Source organism: Microbacterium sp. A8/3-1 (assembly GCF_040267695.1).
GTDB classification, from domain to species: domain Bacteria; phylum Actinomycetota; class Actinomycetes; order Actinomycetales; family Microbacteriaceae; genus Microbacterium; species Microbacterium luteolum.
The window spans coordinates 1,120,119-1,137,558 of sequence record NZ_CP158357.1 but is presented as its reverse complement, the minus strand read 5'-3'; the positions used below and the strand labels follow the sequence as shown (position 1 = coordinate 1,137,558).

Sequence of the window (17,440 nt, the reverse complement as noted above, 5' to 3'; positions counted from 1 at the left end):
TTGGGAGAGAGCGTCAGATGCCGCTGCCGGGGCGGATGTTGCCGACCACGGCGCCTCCGCCGAGGACATCGAGCGGAAGAGCGGAGTGGAGCTCCGCGACGTCGGCATCGCTCAGCCCGCCTGCGCGGGAGAGCAGGGTCGCGGCGACGATGGTCGAAGCGCGCGGGGTGCCGTCGAGCATCTTCAGCGCCACGGTGGTGCCGTTCGGAGCGACCATCACCATCACGCCCTCGGCGCCGCCCTTGGTGAAGACCCCGAGCTTCTCGATCGCGATCGTGTCGGGTCGACCAGGGCCCTCGATCGTCCACGGGTTCTCGCGGACGGCCCGCACCAGGGATCCGGCGACGCGGTGCAGAGCGAACGGGGACCGATCCGACGCCGTGCCGATCCGGTGGATGGCGTGGGCGAGGCCGATGAGCGTCAGCGCGTGCACCGGGGCCCCGCAGCCGTCGATCGCCGTGTGCGCGATCTTCTCGCCGGAGAGCCTCTCGACCACCTCGCGGATGTGGGATTGCAGCGGATGCGAGGGATCCAGGTAGCCATCGGTGGACCATCCGGTGGCGACGCACGCGCGGAGCATCGCTGCGTGCTTGCCGGAGCAGTTCATGCGCACGCGCGCCATCTGGCCGTGCTCACGGACGAGTTCATCCCTCGTCGCCGAGTCCGTCGGCCAGGCCGGCGGGCAGCCCAGGTGGTCCTCCGTCAGACCGCCCTCCGTCAGGATGTCGCGGACGACCGACGCGTGACGGTCCGTTCCGGTGTGGCTGGCCGTGGAGAGCGCGAGCTGCTCGCCCTCGAGGACGGCACCTGCTGTGATGCATGCGACGGCCTGCAGTGGCTTGAGGCTGGAACGCGGAAGGATCAGCGCGTCGGCGTTGCCGTGGCGGGCGACGACCTCGCCATCGGGCGACAGCACGACGGCTGCACCCGCATGGCGGGACTCGACGAACCCGCTGCGTTCGACGACGGCGAGTTCCACGGCATCCTGAACGGTGAGAGTCTCCAGCACCCCTCAACTCTATCCCTGGCAGACTTGTGACATGGCAGAGCAGTCGACCCCCCGCGCCCTCGGCGAGCATCGTTACGCCCTTACGTCGACCTGGACGGGAAACACCGGAGGCGGGACCAGCGGCTACCGCGACTACCGCCGTGACGTGACGATCGAGGTGGACGGCAAGCCCGACCTTCTCGCGTCGGCCGACAAGCCGTTCCGCGGCGACCCCTCGCGGTGGAACCCGGAGGATCTGCTCCTGGCCTCGCTGTCCGAATGCCACCTGCTGTCGTACCTCCACGCCTGCGTGACGGCCGGGGTCGTCGTCGTGTCCTACCGCGATCAGGCGAGCGGGATGATGCGCGAGAACGGCGCCGGGGGAGGCGCCTTCGTCGAGGTCATGCTGCGACCCGAGGTGGTCGTCGCCGAGGCCTCCATGATCGAGGCCGCAGAGCGTGCTCACGCACAGGCCAACGAGTGGTGCTTCATCGCGAACTCGATGAACTTCCCGGTTCGACACGAGGCGACGGTCACCGCGCTCGCGTCCTGACCCGGTCTCGGGTCAGCGCCGTTCGTGCGGCAGCGCCTGCTTGATCTTCTCGATCGCGCCCTGCGCCGGTGCCTCGTTGTAGGCGCCCGCGAGCTCCTGGCCGGAGAGGGCATGGATCGCCGCCATGATGTCGTCGGTCGCGAGCCGCCGTGCGCGTCCGCTCGTCGCGGGACCGTGCGGCGAGAGATCGAGAGGTTCGCCGAAGCGCACCGTGATGCGCTCCGACATCGTCGGGACCTTCGCACCGACCGGCATCACCTTGTCGGTGCCGATCAGGCCGACCGGCACGACCGGGGCGCCGGTCTGGAGCGCGAGGAACGCCACCCCGGTGCGGCCCTTGTACAGGCGTCCATCGGTGGAGCGGGTGCCCTCGGGATAGAGCGCGACCGCGAGGCCCTCGTCGAGGAGCTGGCGCTGCAGGTCGAGCGCGTCGAGCGCTGCCTGGCCGGCCCCGCGACGAACCGGGATCGCACCGATCGACTCGAAGAACGTCTTGCTCATCCATCCCTGGAAGCCGGCGCCCTCGAAGTACGACGACTTCGCGAGGAAGTGCACCGGACGGGGAGCGGCGACCGGGATCGCGATCGAGTCGATGAACGACATGTGGTTGCTCGCGAAGATGACGGGTCCGCTGAGCGGGACGTTCTCGCGGCCCTCGATCCGCGGCCGGTAGACCAGTCGGGCCAGCGGCGTGATGAGGCCGCGACCGAGTCGGTACGCGAATCCGGCGTGGCGCGGCTTCGCTGTGTCCTCTGAGGCCGGAATCTCTTCTGACGAGGATTCGGGCTCGACGGACTGCTCAGAGGTCATCAGAGCAGGTTACTCCCGGATCCATGCCATCGCGGGAATGAAGAATCGCGCCGCGCCTCCCAGCGCGGGCAAAGGGGGATGGGAGAGGATGGGGTGTCCCGCCCGCGATCCTGAGGTCTCCCTGTGCGCATGCGTCCGCTCGTCTTCCTGTCCACCGTCGCTGCGGCGACCCTCCTTCTGGCTGGCTGCTCCGGCAGTGGTGAGCCGGAGAGCTCGAGCACGCCCGATCCGACGGCCTCCAGCTCCTGCGCGCTGGATGCGCAGCCGGGCGACACCTCCGATGCGGTGACTCTCGACGGCGAAGGCGCCGACACCAAGGTCACCGTGCCCGCAGACGCCCCGTTCGCGGGCGTCGAGCGCACCGTCGTGAGCAAGGGCGACGGCGAGGAGATCGGGGTCAACGACCTGGTGTCCGTGCAGTATCAGATCATCGATGCCGCGACAGGCAGCGTTCTCGACTCGTCGGCACGCGGCGAGGGCGGACTTCTGCCCGTGCTGCTCGACACCAATCAGTCCTCGCTCTTCGTCGCTGCTCTCGAGTGCGAGCCGGTGGGTTCGCGGATCGTCCTCGCGCTCCCGGGCGACGTGCTCGGTGAGGGCGCCAGCAACGTGGTCGTCTACGCCGAGGCAGTCGAGCACCTCCCCGAGGTCGCTACCGGCACCGACGTCGAGCCGACCGCCGGCATGCCCGCCGTCGAGCTCGACAAGGCCGGGAAGCCGACCGTCACGATCCCCGACGGCGACGAGCCGACGGAGACCAAGGTCGCCGTCCTCAAGCAGGGCGATGGCGCGACGGTCGCCTCCGGTGATTTGGTCGTGGTGCAGTACCTCGGCGTGAAGTGGTCGGACGGCAGCGAGTTCGACTCGAGCTGGAGCCGCGATGCAGCACCGGCGCAGTTCCAGACCACCGGCGTCGTCGCGGGCTTCCAGAAGGCGCTCGAGGGACAGAAGGTCGGTTCGCAGGTCGTCGTCGTGATGCCGCCCGCTGACGGCTACGGCGCGACCGAGGGGCACGAACTCCAGAAGGAGAGCCTCGTCTTCGTCGTCGACATCCTCGCGACCACGCCCGTCCAGCCGCAGCAGTAGGCGAGGGGCTCGCCGGCTCGTGTCCTAGGCTGGCGTCATGCGTCGCATCATCGTCCTCGGCTCCACCGGCTCCATCGGAACGCAGGCGCTGGATGTGATCCGTGCGAATCCTCGGCGCTTCGAACTGGTCGGCCTCGCCGCCGGTTCGAACGCCGAGATGCTGGCGACGCAGGCGGCGCAGTTCCACGTCGAGGACACGGCCCTCGGTGCCGCAGAGGCCGAGCAGCTCGTGCGCGATGTCGAGGCGGACGTCGTCCTCAACGCGATCACGGGTTCGATCGGCCTCGGCTCGACGCTTGCCGCGCTGAAAGCCGGTCGCACCCTCGCTCTCGCCAACAAGGAGTCGCTCATCGTCGGCGGCGAGCTCGTCCTCGCGGCCGCGGCCCCCGGGCAGATCGTGCCGGTCGACTCCGAGCACAGCGCGCTCGCGCAGGCCCTCAGGGCGGGAACGCACGCCGAAGTGCGGCGACTCGTCGTCACGGCATCCGGTGGACCCTTCCGCGGTCGCACCCGCGCCGAGCTGGCCGACGTCACGCCGGCCGAGGCCCTCGCGCACCCGACGTGGGACATGGGGCGGATGGTCACGACGAACTCCGCCACCCTCGTGAACAAGGGACTCGAGGTCATTGAGGCCCATCTCCTCTTCGATGTCGCGTACGACGACATCGACGTCGTCGTCCATCCGCAGTCCATCGTCCACTCGATGGTCGAGTTCATCGACGGCTCGACGATCGCGCAGGCGTCCCCGCCCGACATGCGACTGCCGATCTCGCTCGGCCTGGACTGGCCGAACCGCGTCGGCGGAGTCGGACGTCCCCTCGACTGGACGACAGCCTCATCCTGGACGTTCGAACCGCTCGACGGCACGGCTTTCCCCGCGGTCGCTCTCGCGAAGGCCGTGGGACGCGCCGGGGCGACGTTCCCCGCGGTCTACAACGCGGCGAACGAGCAGGCCGTCGATGCCTTCCACGAGGGGCGTCTGTCGTTCCTCGGCATCGTCGACACGATCGCCCGCGTCGTCGACGCGCACGAACCGCCCGACGCACTCTCGGTCGAGTCTCTCGCCGCCGCGGAGTCCTGGGCGCGCCAGACCGCCGATCGGCTGATCGCGGCGGCCTGACCCGCTCCCGCGTCAGTCCTCGTCGGGGTACGGCACGGGCCAGCGGGAATCCGGCACCGGCCAGCCCGCGGCGCGCAGCGCGCGCCGGGCGAGCTCTCGAGCCGAGTACGGCGTGCGGACGCCGCGGATGTCGCGGTAGTCCTGGTGACCGGGTCCTGCCCAGAGAATCGCATCGCCGTCGCCGACGAGGTCGACGGCCGCGACGATCGCGCTCTCCGGCGGGGAGTACTCGTGGATCTCCGCATCCGGTCGTGCGCTCCGCGCGCCCGCGATGAGGGTCGCGCGGATGGAGGCGGGATCCTCGAAACGCGGGTGGTGGTCGGTCACCACGAGAACGTCGCTGCCCTCCACCGCGGTGCGTGCCATGTCGAACCGCTTGCTCGCGTCGCGGTCGCCGTCCGCCCCGAACAGCATCAGCACGCGGCCGGGGGTCACGCGCCGGACAGCGGCAAGAGTCTTCTCGAACGCATCCGGCGAGTGCCCGAAGTCGACGAAGACCGCCGGTCCCCGCTCGCCAGAGACGAGCTGGGTGCGGCCGGGGAGGTACGCGCGGATGCCGTCGTCACGGGACAATGCGTCGACGATGCGCTGCCACGGGTACCCGCCCTCGAGCAGCATCACGATCGCGAGAGCAGCGTTGGCAGCCATGTGCGGGCCGATCACCGGAACCGTGGTGGTGAGCGAGCCGGCGGGGCCCGTCATCGTGAAGGTCGTGCCCGCGGCGCGCTCGTCGTCGATGACGACCACCCAGTCCGCCTGTGCCGCGGCATCGGGATCGGCCGCGATCGACGGGGTGCCGACGGTCACCGAGGGGATCTCGGAGCGCTCCACGACGAGGGCGCCCGAGGGGGAATCGAGGCAGATGACTCCGCGCAGGGCCCGATCGGGGCGGAACAGCGGCAGCTTGGCCTCGAAGTACTCGTCCATGTCGGCGTAGTCGTCGAGATGGTCGTGGCTGAGGTTGGTGAAGCCGGCGACGTCGAAGCGGATGCCGTCGACGCGATGCCGCGACAGGGCCTGCGCACTCACCTCGACGGCGACGGCCTCGACCTCGCGTTCGCGCATGAGGGCGAGGAGCGCATGCATCTCCGAGGCCTCCGGCGTCGTCAGCCGGGAGACGATGACCTCGCCGGCGATGTGCCGTTCGGCGGTCGAGGAGAGTCCGGTGACGACGCCCATCTGGTCGAGGATGCCTTCGAGCAGGTGGGAGACGCTCGTCTTGCCGTTGGTGCCTGTCGTGGCGAAGAGCAGGGGGAGCGGATCGTCGGCTCCGGTGCCGTAGACCCACGCGCTGAGGTCGCCGAGGACGGCTCGGGGATGGTCCACCACGATGATCGGGAGTCCGGCGGCTGCGGCGATCTCGGCGCCCGGCTCGTCGGTGATGACGGCCACGGCTCCCTTCTCGGCGGCAGCGACGGCGAAATCGGCGCCGTGGCGGTTGACGCCCTGGATCGCGACGAAGGCCTCGCCGGGCCGCAGATCCGCGGTGGCGAGGGTGATGCCGGAGACCACGATGTCGGCCACGTCGCCGCGGACGGCCCTAGCGAATCGGGAGGCGAGTTCGGACAGCTCACGCCGGGGCGGGTTCGCGGGGCGGAGCACGGGAGGCAGGCTCGGTTGTTGTTCAATCGACATGTCGAATCCATGATCTCACGGCGCCGAGACGAACCCGGTCTGCGGCCCGCCTCCTCCCGCGCGTGGTGCGCGGGAGGAGGCGGACTCGCGTGTCAGGCGCGGCGACGGTAGGCGAGCACCGCTACCACGAGGGCGGCGATCCCGGCCACGAGCCCTCCCGCACCGAGGACCGTGGGCAGCGGGTCTGCGGCGACGGGCGCGGCGGCATCCGTGGTCGTCTCCGCTGCTCCGTGCTCGCCGTGGCCGTCGGCCGTGGCCTCGGCGACGGTCACGACCGGCGCGGGGGAGTCCAGGCTGTGCGGGTCCTCGCCGTCGGCGGCGAGCTGGGTCCATTCGGTCGACCCCTCGACGCACTGCTGCACGACAGGGAATGCCAGGGAGCTCGGGGTGTCCTCATCGAGGCCGACCGACATGCTCACGGCGCCGCGGAGATCGATCGGAACCGGTGTGAGTGCCGTGTACGTCACCGCGCTCACCAGTCCGTCGTCGCCGCGTTCGACGTCGATCGTCCAGTCGCCGTCGAGCGTGGGAGCCACCGAGGCGAGCCCTTCCGGCATCGTGATGCGGAGAGAGGTGGTGGGGGAGTCCTCGCACCCGTGCGAGAACGAGAAGGTGAGCACGCCGTGGTCGCCGGCCACGAGCTCATCGGGGCTGACGCCGACGTGCGCTGCGGCCATCGTCGGAACGGCGAGAGCGAGGACGGCGCCGCCGAGGACGGCGGTGGAGGTGATCGCGACGCGGCGGGCGCGGGTGCGGGTGGTGTTGTTGCTGGACATGAGGAAGTCTCCTGATTTGCTCGTGAAGCGGGCGCGTCGGAAGGACGCGGGAACCCGCGAAGGATGACGCTGCCGTGGGCAGCGGAACGTCGGTGCGGCGTTCAGCCGCGGACGAGCGCCGGCGGACCGCGTCGCGAGACGTCGCGGGAGATCGCGGCGTCGAACGCGGGAAGCAGGACGGAGCGGAGTGCACCAGGGCGTCGGTGATCGACGGGAGCGCAGAGGACGGCGCGCAGGAGCAGCGCCTGGAACCAGCGCGCGACGCCCTGTGCGAGCGCCTCGCCATGCCAGATGAGCAGCGTGGTGAGCGCGGCGGCGATGACGTGCGCGCCCAGCATTGTCGCGTCGGCCGCGGGCACCGATGCGACGGGCCCGAGCAGCGCGAGATCGAGGTGGTGCGCATGGCCCGACGTGTCAGCGACGGCGGATCCCGTGGGCGAACCCAGCACCTGGAAGAGGAGGTGGAAGGCCGCCTGGGCGAGGAGGACGGCAGCGGCGACACGCGAGCGCGACGGCCGCACGCCCACGAGCAGCGCGCAGAGCGGTGTGAGCAGCGTGGCGACCGCGAGGATGAGCAGCGGATGCGGTGCGGATCCGCCGCCGAGGGTGTGCGACACGGCGGCGAGGAGCGTGGCCACGGAGGAGACGGCAGCAGCGCGTACCAGTCGCAGCTGCCGGGTCGTCACCGTGTCAGCCTAGCCCGGTCGGCGGTGCCGGGCGGATTCCTAGGCTGCGGGCAGTAGCGTTGGCACGTGGAAATCCTGCTCTACGTGGGCGGCATCCTGTTCATGCTGATCGGCCTCGGCTTGTCGATCGGCCTGCATGAGGTCGGCCATCTCGTCCCCGCCAAGCTCTTCGGCGTGCGCGTCGGCCAGTACATGATCGGCTTCGGGCCGCGTCTCTGGTCGAAGCGGATCGGCGAGACCGAGTACGGATTCAAGATGCTGCCGCTGGGCGGCTTCATCTCGATGTCGGGCATGTACCCCGCTTCGAAGAACGCCGGACCTGCGCGGGGTGTGTTCCGCACGCTCATCCAGGACGCGCGCTCCGCGAACGACGAGACCATCGCCGAGGGCGCCGAGGACCGCGTCTTCTACAAGCTCCCGGTGTGGAAGCGCGTGGTCGTCATGCTGGGCGGACCGCTGATGAACCTGCTCCTCGCGGTCATCATCTTCACGGTCCTCGTTTCCGGCATCGGCGTGCAGCAGGGCACGACGACGATCGCGTCCGTGACTGAATGCGTCGTGCCCGCCGAGTCCACGGCGACCGAGTGCTCCGCCGACGACCCGGCGTCCCCGGCGGCGAAGGCGGGCATCGAACCGGGTGACGTGCTGGTCTCGATCGACGGTCAGCCCGTGTCGACGTTCGCCGAGGCGACAGCCATCGTCCAGGCGGCGCCGGGCGACGCGCTCGATGTGGTGGTGCGTCGCGACGGGGCCGAGAAGACCTTGAGCATCACGCCGATCGCCGCAGAGCGCACGATCACGGATGCCAGCGGGCAGCCGATCCTCGACGACTCCGGCGACCCCGTCGTCAAGGAGGTCGGCTACGTCGGCATGGGCTCGCAGATGGGTTACGTGCAGCAGCCTCTCACTGCGGGAGCGCAGCTGACGGCCGAGAACGTCAGCCGGGTGGCCTCGCTGATCGTCACCCTCCCGGTGCGGCTCTGGGATATCGGTGTCTCACTGGTCACCGGAGGCGAGCGCGACCCGAACAGCCCGCTCAGCGTCGTCGGCGTCGGGCGGCTCGCCGGAGAGGTCGCCGCGACCGACGCCCCGATCCTGAATCGCTTCGCCGTGCTGCTGCAGCTGTTGGCCTCGCTGAACGTCGCGCTCTTCGTCTTCAACCTCATCCCGCTGCTCCCGCTCGACGGTGGTCACGTCGTGGTGGCGCTCTGGGAGGGCGTCAAGCGGATCTGGGCGAAGCTGTTCCGTCGGCCCCCGCCGGCGCCCGTCGACGCCACCCGGCTCGTGCCGTTGACGGTGGTCGTCGCGGTGCTGCTGATCGGCATGGGCGCGCTCCTGCTGGTCGCCGACCTGTTCAACCCGGTCGACATCCTGCAGTAGCGGCCGCAGCGCGAGCGCTCAGGCCAGTGCGTGACGGACAAGCCGTTCCAGCGTGTGGATGCCGTCGCGCGACAGGATCGACTCTAGGTGTCCCTGCACGGAGGCGAAGTGCGGGCCGCGAAGCGCATACACGTCGCCCGACACGGCATCCGCGGAGACCTCCGCCGGCCCGACCTTCGTCGTGCCGGGCTCGACGCGGGCGGTGAAGGTGTTGTAGAAGCCGATCGACGGGTCCTCGCCGAACACGGGCACCGCCTTCTGCAGGCCCTGGTGCGGAGCATCCAGCGATGTCAGCGCGATGCCGAACCGGTCGCTGAGGATCTGGTGACTGAGGCAGACGGCGAGCAGCGGCGCCTCGGCGTCCATGCGTCGGGCGACGACCTCGCGCATCCGGGCGATGCGGGCATTGCCGGCATCCCGGGGATCGCCGGGCCCGGGGCCCGCCACGACGATGTCTGCGGCATCCAGATCGGCGTCCTGCACCTCGCTCCAGGGGCTGATCGTGACGGAGAGGCCGAGGTGGCGGAGCTGATGCGCGAGCATCGTGGTGAAGCGGTCCTCGGCGTCCACGACGAGTGCGGTGCGCCCGGCGAACGGTCCGTCGAGATCGTCGCCCTGCGGGTTGAGCCAGAAATCCGCCAGACGGGCGTTACGCGATGACAGCAGCGCGGCGATGGTCGGGTCGTCGGCCAGCGCCTGCTCGTCACCTGGGGCATCGGCGTCGCTGCGCGCCTCGGCGACCTGGTCGCGGTCGATGGCGCCGATCGCCCCCAGCACGCCCGCTGCCTTGCCGTGCGTCTCCGAGACCTCGCCGAGCGGGTCCGAGTGCCGCACGAGGGTCGCCCCGACCGGCACGCTGAGCGCACCGTCTTTCAGATAGACCGTGCGGATGAGGATCGGGGCATCCAGGTCGTGCCCGCCGTCCCCGTTCGGGGTGAACAGGGCGGCCACGCCGGAGTAGTAGCCGCGGGGCTTCTTCTCATGGCGGCGGATCACCGCGCAGGCGTTCTGCATCGGCGATCCGGTGACCGTCGGCGCGAACATCGTCTCGCGCAGGATGTCGCGGGGGTCGAGGGCGCTGCGTCCGCGGAGCATGTACTCGGTGTGCGTGAGCCGCGACATCTCCTTGAGGTGCGGTCCGGTGATCCGGCCGCCGTCGGAGCACACGGCGCTCATCATCTTGAGCTCTTCATCGACGACCATGAAGAGCTCTTCGGTCTCCTTCGTCGAAGCGAGGAAGTCGATGAGAGTCTCCTTCGTGGCGCCTCCCGACGGGTGGCGGAAGGTGCCGGAGATCGGATTCATGGTCACGACGCCGCCGCGCGCGACGACGTGCGCCTCCGGGCTCGCGCCGACCGCGATGTGGCCGGGAGTGAAGACGGCGAACGTCCAGTACGCCCCGCGTTCGTGCGTGAGCAGCGCGCGGAACCAGGTGAGTGCCGCCGTGCGGTCGTCGACGTCGATGTTCGCGGTGAAGTCGCGGCGGATGACGAAGTTGGCTCCCTCGCCGCGGCCGATCTCGTCGGCGATGACCTTCTCGACGATCGTGGCGTACTCCGCGTCGGCGATGTCGAAGCCGTCGTCGTGCAGCGGCACCGGGGCGTCGGGGAGTGCGGCGAGCACCTCTCCGGTCTCCAGGTGAAGGTGTTCGTCGACGACGATGCAGCGCAGGGGTGCGCCGTCGTCCTGCGCGACGAAACCGCGCTCGCGTACCTGGCGATACGGGACGAGTGCGAACACCTCGCGCGGTGCGCCGTCGATGTCGAGAGGGATGTCGCCGAGCAGGTCGACGTCGAGGACGTCGCCGCTGAGAAGCTCGACGGTGTCGGCGCCGTCGCGTGCGATCAGCACGAAGGATGCCGTTGGGTCGGCGCTGAGCTCGGCGAGTCGTGAGAGGGTCATCGATGTCTCCTGTGAAGGGCTCCGGCTCGGCTCAACGAAAAGACCGCCCCGGAGGCGGTCTGGATTCGTGGGAACGCGAACACACCGCCTAAGAGGCGGGCCACCAGGTGAAGTTCGCGAGCATGGGGTGAAAACTACCACACCGCGTGTGCCGTGCCCGGGCGGATGACGCCGAGACGATGCGGTCGACATCCAGCCCCCGTGCATCCTGGCGGCGTAGGCTTGAGGCGTGCCAGCAGTGAATCTTGGGATGCCGAAGGTCCCCGTCGTCCTCGCCCCGCGTCGCAAGTCCCGCCAGATCAAGGTGGGCAAGGTGCTCGTCGGTGGCGATGCACCCGTCAGCGTGCAGTCGATGACCACGACCAAGACGACCGATATCAACGGGACGCTGCAGCAGATCGCCGAACTCACGGCGTCCGGCTGCGAGATCGTGCGTGTCGCCGTGCCGTCGCAGGATGATGCGGACGTGCTGCACATCATCGCGAAGAAGAGCCAGATCCCGGTGATCGCCGACATCCACTTCCAGCCGAAGTACGTGTTCCAGGCGATCGATGCCGGCTGCGCCGCGGTGCGTGTGAATCCGGGGAACATCCGCAAGTTCGACGATCAGGTCGGGGCGATCGCCAAGGCCGCCAAAGACGCCGAGGTCTCCCTGCGCATCGGCGTCAACGCCGGATCCCTCGACCCGCGCCTGCTGCAGAAGTACGGCAAGGCGACGCCGGAGGCGCTCGCCGAGAGCGCGCGCTGGGAAGCCTCCCTCTTCGAGGAGCACGACTTCCACGACTTCAAGATCTCGGTGAAGCACAACGACCCGGTAATCATGGTCCAGGCCTACCGCCTGCTGGCGCAGATGGGCGACTGGCCGCTGCACCTCGGAGTCACCGAGGCCGGACCCGCGTTCCAGGGCACGATCAAGAGCGCGACGGCCTTCGGCATCCTTCTCGGCGAGGGCATCGGCGACACGATCCGCGTCTCGCTCTCCGCCCCGCCGGCCGAAGAGGTCAAGGTCGGGCACCAGATCCTGCAGTCGCTCAATCTGCGCGAGCGCAAGCTCGAGATCGTCTCGTGCCCGTCGTGCGGACGCGCTCAGGTCGACGTCTACACCCTCGCGGAAGACGTGACCGAGGGGCTCAAGGACATGACCGTCCCGCTGCGCGTCGCCGTGATGGGCTGTGTCGTCAACGGCCCAGGTGAGGCGCGCGAAGCCGACCTCGGTGTGGCTTCGGGCAACGGCAAGGGACAGATCTTCGTCAAGGGCGAGGTCATCAAGACCGTCCCCGAGGCCGACATCGTCGCCACGCTGATCGAGGAGGCGAACCGGATCGCCGAGGAGATGGGCCCCGCGGCGCCGCTCGGCACCGCCCAGGTCGTCACCGTCTGAGCACCGACCCGAGGAGACCGAGATGTCCGACAACACCGTGCCGGCGCCCGTGCAGGCGATGGTCGACGCGATCAATGCGGCCGACACCGAGGCCTTCGTCTCGGCGTTCACCGTTGACGGCTTCGTGAGCGACTGGGGAACGGTGAAATCCGGACCCGATGGCGTTCGGAGCTGGGCAGGAAGCGATGCGATCGGTGCCGGAGCACGGATGACCGTGCTGAGCGCCGTGACCGAGGGGGACACCACCCGCATCCGGTTCGGCTGGTCGAGCCGCGTGTTCAACGGCGAGTCCGACGGCATCTTCGTCGTCGAGGGCGACAAGCTCGCGAGCTTCACCATCCCGCCCGCTCACTGAGCACATCGGCGTCACGGACGCCTTCTCGTCTCTGCACCGACCCCAGGAGTACCATGCCGTCCACGATCGTGTCCTTCGCCGATGGTTCCCTGACGGGTGACGGTGTCGTCACGCGCGTCGAGACCTCCCCTGAGGGCGTGGTGGTCGTCGTCGACGCGTCGCCGTTTCATCCGGTGGATCACACGTGGCCCGATCAGCCGGGCGACTCCGGCGAGCTGATCGCGGGCGATGCGCGTGCGGCCGTCGTCGAGGCCGTCATGGCAGCGTCGAGCGACGCGGGCGATTTCACTGTCGGCAACGGCATCCCCGTCAAGCGCGGTGCGGAGGGATGGACCTGGCTGGTGGGGCACCGCCTCGCCGCGGAGGCGCCCGAGTGGCTCGTCCCGGGCGCAGCCGTCACCCTCTCCGTGGACGCTGCGCGTCGCGCAGGACTCAGCCGCGGGCACACCGCATGCCACCTTGCCTCGCTCGCCCTGGACCTCGCCGTCGCCGACCTGTGGCGCAAGGATCCTGGCGCCGACGCTCTCGGCAACCCGGACTTCGAGGGTCGCGCGAATCAGTCGAGCCGCATCGACGAGGACGGCGCCGTGGACGAGTATCGCCTCGGCAAGAGCCTGCGCCGCGCCGGGTTCGACACGGAGACGTTCGCGGCGACGCTCGACGCGCGCGCGGCACGCATCAACGCCCAGCTCGCCGACTGGGTGGCGTCGGGAGCGTCCAGCCGCATCGAGGTCGAAGGACCCACGATCGTCGATCGCCGGCGCTGGCACTGCGAGCTTCCCGAGGGTGAGGCCGTGATCCTCTGCGGTGGCACGCACGTCGCGTCGCTGTCGGAGTTCGCCTCGATCGTGGTGACGCTGGATCTGAGCGACCCGCAGTTGCTGGTGATGACGACCACGGCGGTGCCGGCCGTCTGAGCGTCGCCCGCCCTGCCGGCGACATTGTGGCTGCGGGTCAGACCTCGAAGTCGATCTCTCCGCGCGCGATGTCGGCGCGGACGACCCGAAGTCGGACCATGTCACCGGGCCGCGAGCCCGCGGGCACGGAAGCGGTTGCGGTCACGGCGGGGTTGGCGATCTGGATGGATGCGCGGTCGCCGCGGAGTTCGATGACGGTCGCCTCGATCGTCGTGCCGACCAGCGGAGTCATCAGGGCCGCTTCGACGCAGTTGATGGTCGCCGCGTTCAGCTGGGATGCGCGCTGGCCGGATTCCTGCATCAGCCCAGGCAGCTCGTCGAGCGACTCCCGTGCCCACGACGGGATCTCTCGCCCGGTCGAGACGGCGAGGCAGATCGCCAGCACCCAGCGGTCGACGAGGCGCCGCAGTGGCGCGGTGGCGTGGGCGTACGGCGCGGCGATCGCTGCCTGGACGGCATCTCTGGGCGCCTCGCCGTCGAACGTGACATAGCCCGCGCCGCGGAAGAGGGCTGCTGCTGCCTGCAGGACGGGAAGCGTCAACGGGTCGTTCCGGTCGAGGGTGCGCAGGTACTCGCCGTAGTCGCCGGACGTCCACGGGCGGCCGAGCGCCTCGGTCTGGTGCCGGAACGTGTCGAAGGCGTCGTCGTCGGGCCTCGGCATCGTGCGCAGGATGCCGACTCCGGCATCGAGCATGAGAGAGGCCGCGGCCATTCCCGTCATCAGGGAGAGCTGGGCGTTCCATTCCTCGACAGCGAGTGGGGTGGTGCGTTCTATCGCGTAGGTGCCGTCGTCGGCGCGCACGACTTCTTCGTCCGGGAGGTTGAGGCTCGCGCCTCCGCGACGCCGCTCCTGCTCGATGCGCAGGGCGCCGATCTCCGGGAGGAGCGTCGCCGGGCCTTCCTCGCCCCGATCGAGGGACTGCTGGGTCGAGACGTAGTCGAGCTGGGCGCGCGAGCGGATGAGTGCCCGCTCCAGGCGGAATGCGGAGACGGCGCCCTCGGCGTCGAGGGAGAACGTCCAGACCAGCGCCGGCCGATCGACGTCGGCGAGAAGGGAGGCGCGATCCTCGCTCAGGATCGGCGGATGCAGAGGGACCCTGCCATCGGCGGCATACAGCGTCTGCCCGCGGCGCCGAGCCTCGGCGTCGACCGCGCCTTCCGGCTCCACGAAGCCGGGGACGTCGGCGATCGCGTAGTGGACCGTGTATCCGGCGCCGTCGCGTTCCAGGTGGAATGCCTGGTCGAGGTCTCGCGAGCCAACGGGGTCGAGGGTCGCGAACGGAACGTCCCGCAGGTCGAGCTCGGGTTCGGTCGGGTCTGTCGCTTCCGCTTCGGCGAGCACCTCCGCGGGGAAATCGAGCGGGGCGTCCAGGGATTCGCGCAATGCCGCCAATGCCGAGGCGAGCTCGGTCTGTTCGGCGGACGAGGCGACGTGCGATCGGCGCTGAGGCATGCTTCCACCCTAGGTTGAGCGGCTCCGAGCTTCGTCCAGATCCGCCGGGCCGCCCCTGCGTCAGAAGGGTGGTGGGGTGTCGTCGTCGATGAAGGTGATGGTGTGGGGCGCTGGTGGTTTGTCGATGTAGGTGCGGCCGGTGGGGCTGGTCCAGGCGTACAACCCGTCGGTGAGGGGTTCGACGTGCCACGGGGTCTGGTGCTTCAAGACGTGGTGTCGTCGGCAGAGGTGGCCGAGGTTCTCGGCGGTGGTCGCACCGCCGTGGGCGGCGTCGTGGTGGTGGTCGATGTCGCAGTCCGATGGTGGGTATCCGCAGGTGGGGAATCGGCAGCGTTGATCCCGGGCCCTGAGGTGTCGTTTCAGGTCAGCGCCAGGTCGGTACCGGTCGACGGCGAGGAGCGCCCCGGTGATCGGGTGGGTGAGGATGCGATCCCATCCGGATGCCGCACCGGCCAGGCGTCTTGCCGTGTCGGGGTCGATCGGTGTGCGCCCGTTCAGTTCCGCAGGGGTCGTGCCCCGGCCCATCAGGGTCGTGACAGGGACCGTGACCGACACGGTGGCCGTGATCGCGGCGAGCAGCCCGGCCGGGGTGTCGTGTCCAGCCGGTGTGCCGGTGAGGAGGAGATCGAGAGCGAGGTCGGCGCGGATCTGCGAGAGGGTGCGCGGGTCCTTGGCGGCAGGGCCATCGTGCTTCTTGTCGGCGGCCGGGCCGAATGCGCTCTCCCGCGGCCCAGCGGCGGCAGCCTCCGTGCCAGGCGCAGTCGGATTCGACTGCTCCTGCACCGTCTGTTCCTGCACGGTTTTCGCCATGGCGGTGATCCGGTCGAACGCCCCATGCACGAGCGCGGCGGGGCCGGTCATGCCGAGTTCGGCCATCCCGTCGGGGAGGTCTTTCACCCATACGCCCCGCTTCGCCCGGGCATCCTTGTGCCGTTCACGGATCGGACGGGACTGGTAGCGTTCCGCGACCCGCCGCGCCCGTCGGGCGACACGGTTCGGGGACTCGGTCTCCGCGAACCCGAGCACCTCCCCGGCGTACGCGTCCCGGGCAGCGGGATCATCCAAGTGCGCACCGGCGTCGCAGATCATCCGGGCATGCCCGGCACTGATGAGCCCGGCGCCCAGGGCCCGCCACACCCGCGGGAAACGCTCCACCAGGAACGACGCGTCCGTCATCCGCCGCTGCACCGTCCGGTCCGACACGCGCAGCGCGGCCGCGAACTCGGCCGCGACCGTCCGCAACGCCAGCTCCGCCTCGTCCCGCGACGCGGCCTGCCGGGCGACGTCGACCGCCAACCGGGACCCGACCGCGAGGAAACCATCACGCACGGCCTGCATGCTGCTGATCGTGCGCTCGACCTCGACGAGCATCTCGGTGACCGCCCCCAGGGCGTTCACCTGCTCGATCGTCGCGTCCGCCAGTGCTGTCATACCCCTAGTGAACCAGGGGCCACCGACATTCAAACCCCAGATCAGCCCCACAAACCGATACACCGGCATGCCGTCCCGAAACAACAGAACACCGACGCTGAGCCCGCGATTGTTCCGCCCGCACCGCCCCCGATGTCGACCGCCCGCGTTAGCGTGGAGTCATGACCACTGCAGCCAAGGCCCAGACCCTTGTCGGACTCTATGACGCTCCGGAGATCCTCCGCGTCGTGAACGTGTGGGATGTCGTCGGTGCCCGTGCCGTCGCCGCCCTTCCCGAGACGAAGGCGATCGCCACCGCCGGACACGGCATCGCCGCCTCCTTCGGGTATGACGACGGTGCGACGCCGCGCGACCTCATGATCGACATGGTCGGGCGCATCGCGGCATCCGTCCAGGTCCCCGTCACCGCCGACCTCGACGACGGCTACGGAGACGCGGGGGAGACCACCCGTCTCGCGATCGGCGTCGGCATCGTCGGTGCGAACGTCGAAGACCGGCTCAAGCCGTTCGACGAGTCGGTCGCCGCCGTCGAGGCGATCGTGAAGGCCGCTGAGGCCGAGGGTGTCCCGTTCGCACTCAACGCGCGCACCGACGCCTTCGTCCGCGCGGGTCACCGTCCGGTCCAGGAGAGCATCGCCGATGCGATCCAGCGCGGCCGCGCCTACCTCGACGCCGGGGCGACCGCGGTCTTCGTCCCGGGCCTCCTCGATGCGAACGTCACCCGTCAGCTCGTCGAGGGCATCGGCGATCGCAAGGTCAGCGTGATCGGCGTCCCCGGCGCTCTCGCGGCCTCGGATTACGAGAAGCTCGGCGTCGCACGCATCTCCTACGGCCCGCTCCCGCAGCGCGTGGCACTCACCGCACTGCAGGAGCTCGCCGTCAGCCTGTACGGCGGGGGAGTCGTGCCGTCCGGACTGCCCGCGCTCAACTGACCTCGTCGCAGAGACGGGTGTCCACGGCTCACTAG

The 17,440-nt window shown here is 69.9% G+C and carries 16 protein-coding genes; 8 read left to right on the top strand and 8 right to left on the bottom strand.

Going from position 1 to position 17,440, the window contains the following annotated elements:
- Positions 1-13: 13 nt before the first annotated feature.
- Positions 14-1,009, bottom strand: coding sequence for an asparaginase (locus ABS642_RS05730; RefSeq protein WP_350352571.1), 996 nt, complete (start codon positions 1,007-1,009; stop codon positions 14-16).
- A 31-nt stretch (positions 1,010-1,040) separates the two neighbouring features.
- On the opposite strand from ABS642_RS05730, the gene ABS642_RS05725 reads away from it, so the two are divergent.
- Positions 1,041-1,541: an OsmC family protein gene (locus ABS642_RS05725; RefSeq protein WP_282213735.1), complete on the top strand. Its 501-nt coding sequence runs from the start codon at positions 1,041-1,043 to the stop codon at positions 1,539-1,541.
- Between the two features lie 12 nt (positions 1,542-1,553).
- Here ABS642_RS05725 and ABS642_RS05720 read toward each other — a convergent pair whose 3' ends face one another.
- Positions 1,554-2,351, bottom strand: a complete 798-nt coding sequence (locus ABS642_RS05720; RefSeq protein ID WP_350352570.1) for a lysophospholipid acyltransferase family protein — start codon at positions 2,349-2,351, stop codon at positions 1,554-1,556.
- A 129-nt stretch (positions 2,352-2,480) separates the two neighbouring features.
- Between ABS642_RS05720 and ABS642_RS05715 the strand changes: the two genes are divergently transcribed.
- Both ABS642_RS05715 and dxr read left to right on the top strand, forming a co-directional pair.
- The gene (locus ABS642_RS05715) at positions 2,481-3,437 is read left to right on the top strand and encodes an FKBP-type peptidyl-prolyl cis-trans isomerase (protein WP_350352569.1); all 957 of its coding nucleotides are present in this window, start codon (positions 2,481-2,483) and stop codon (positions 3,435-3,437) included.
- Between the two features lie 37 nt (positions 3,438-3,474).
- Positions 3,475-4,557, top strand: a complete 1,083-nt coding sequence (gene dxr, locus ABS642_RS05710) for a 1-deoxy-D-xylulose-5-phosphate reductoisomerase (RefSeq protein WP_350352568.1) — start codon at positions 3,475-3,477, stop codon at positions 4,555-4,557.
- Between the two features lie 12 nt (positions 4,558-4,569).
- Here dxr and ABS642_RS05705 read toward each other — a convergent pair whose 3' ends face one another.
- From ABS642_RS05705 to ABS642_RS05695, 3 genes are all read right to left on the bottom strand, one after another.
- Positions 4,570-6,192 carry a UDP-N-acetylmuramoyl-L-alanyl-D-glutamate--2,6-diaminopimelate ligase gene (locus tag ABS642_RS05705; RefSeq protein WP_350352567.1) on the bottom strand — a complete coding sequence of 541 codons (1,623 nt, stop codon included), beginning with the start codon at positions 6,190-6,192 and terminating at the stop codon, positions 4,570-4,572.
- 92 nt (positions 6,193-6,284) lie between these two features.
- On the bottom strand, positions 6,285-6,968 hold the full coding sequence (locus tag ABS642_RS05700) for a YcnI family protein (protein ID WP_350352566.1): 684 nt from the start codon (positions 6,966-6,968) through the stop codon (positions 6,285-6,287).
- A 101-nt stretch (positions 6,969-7,069) separates the two neighbouring features.
- Positions 7,070-7,654, bottom strand: a complete 585-nt coding sequence (locus ABS642_RS05695; RefSeq protein ID WP_350352565.1) for a hypothetical protein — start codon at positions 7,652-7,654, stop codon at positions 7,070-7,072.
- Between the two features lie 66 nt (positions 7,655-7,720).
- On the opposite strand from ABS642_RS05695, the gene ABS642_RS05690 reads away from it, so the two are divergent.
- On the top strand, positions 7,721-9,034 hold the full coding sequence (locus tag ABS642_RS05690) for a M50 family metallopeptidase (RefSeq protein ID WP_350352564.1): 1,314 nt from the start codon (positions 7,721-7,723) through the stop codon (positions 9,032-9,034).
- Positions 9,035-9,052: 18 nt separating this feature from the next.
- On the opposite strand, the gene ABS642_RS05685 is transcribed toward ABS642_RS05690, so the two are convergent.
- Positions 9,053-10,936: a chorismate-binding protein gene (locus ABS642_RS05685; RefSeq protein ID WP_350352563.1), complete on the bottom strand. Its 1,884-nt coding sequence runs from the start codon at positions 10,934-10,936 to the stop codon at positions 9,053-9,055.
- A gap of 250 nt (positions 10,937-11,186) precedes the next feature.
- On the opposite strand from ABS642_RS05685, the gene ispG reads away from it, so the two are divergent.
- From ispG to ABS642_RS05670, 3 genes are read left to right on the top strand one after another with little or no spacing between them, the layout of a single operon-like run.
- Positions 11,187-12,317: a flavodoxin-dependent (E)-4-hydroxy-3-methylbut-2-enyl-diphosphate synthase gene (ispG, locus tag ABS642_RS05680; protein ID WP_282213726.1), complete on the top strand. Its 1,131-nt coding sequence runs from the start codon at positions 11,187-11,189 to the stop codon at positions 12,315-12,317.
- Positions 12,318-12,339: 22 nt separating this feature from the next.
- Complete coding sequence (locus ABS642_RS05675) at positions 12,340-12,672, top strand: nuclear transport factor 2 family protein (RefSeq protein ID WP_350352562.1); 333 nt, start codon at positions 12,340-12,342, stop codon at positions 12,670-12,672.
- Between the two features lie 53 nt (positions 12,673-12,725).
- On the top strand, positions 12,726-13,589 hold the full coding sequence (locus ABS642_RS05670) for a hypothetical protein (protein ID WP_350352561.1): 864 nt from the start codon (positions 12,726-12,728) through the stop codon (positions 13,587-13,589).
- 37 nt (positions 13,590-13,626) lie between these two features.
- On the opposite strand, the gene ABS642_RS05665 is transcribed toward ABS642_RS05670, so the two are convergent.
- Both ABS642_RS05665 and ABS642_RS05660 read right to left on the bottom strand, forming a co-directional pair.
- Positions 13,627-15,042 (bottom strand): RNB domain-containing ribonuclease, encoded by a 1,416-nt coding sequence (locus ABS642_RS05665; RefSeq protein WP_350352560.1) that lies wholly within the window; start codon positions 15,040-15,042, stop codon positions 13,627-13,629.
- Between the two features lie 60 nt (positions 15,043-15,102).
- Positions 15,103-16,473 (bottom strand): DUF222 domain-containing protein, encoded by a 1,371-nt coding sequence (locus ABS642_RS05660; RefSeq protein ID WP_350352559.1) that lies wholly within the window; start codon positions 16,471-16,473, stop codon positions 15,103-15,105.
- Positions 16,474-16,634: 161 nt separating this feature from the next.
- On the opposite strand from ABS642_RS05660, the gene ABS642_RS05655 reads away from it, so the two are divergent.
- Entirely contained in the window at positions 16,635-17,405 is a 771-nt protein-coding gene (locus ABS642_RS05655; RefSeq protein WP_282217435.1) for an isocitrate lyase/phosphoenolpyruvate mutase family protein, read from the top strand.
- Positions 17,406-17,440: the final 35 nt, after the last annotated feature.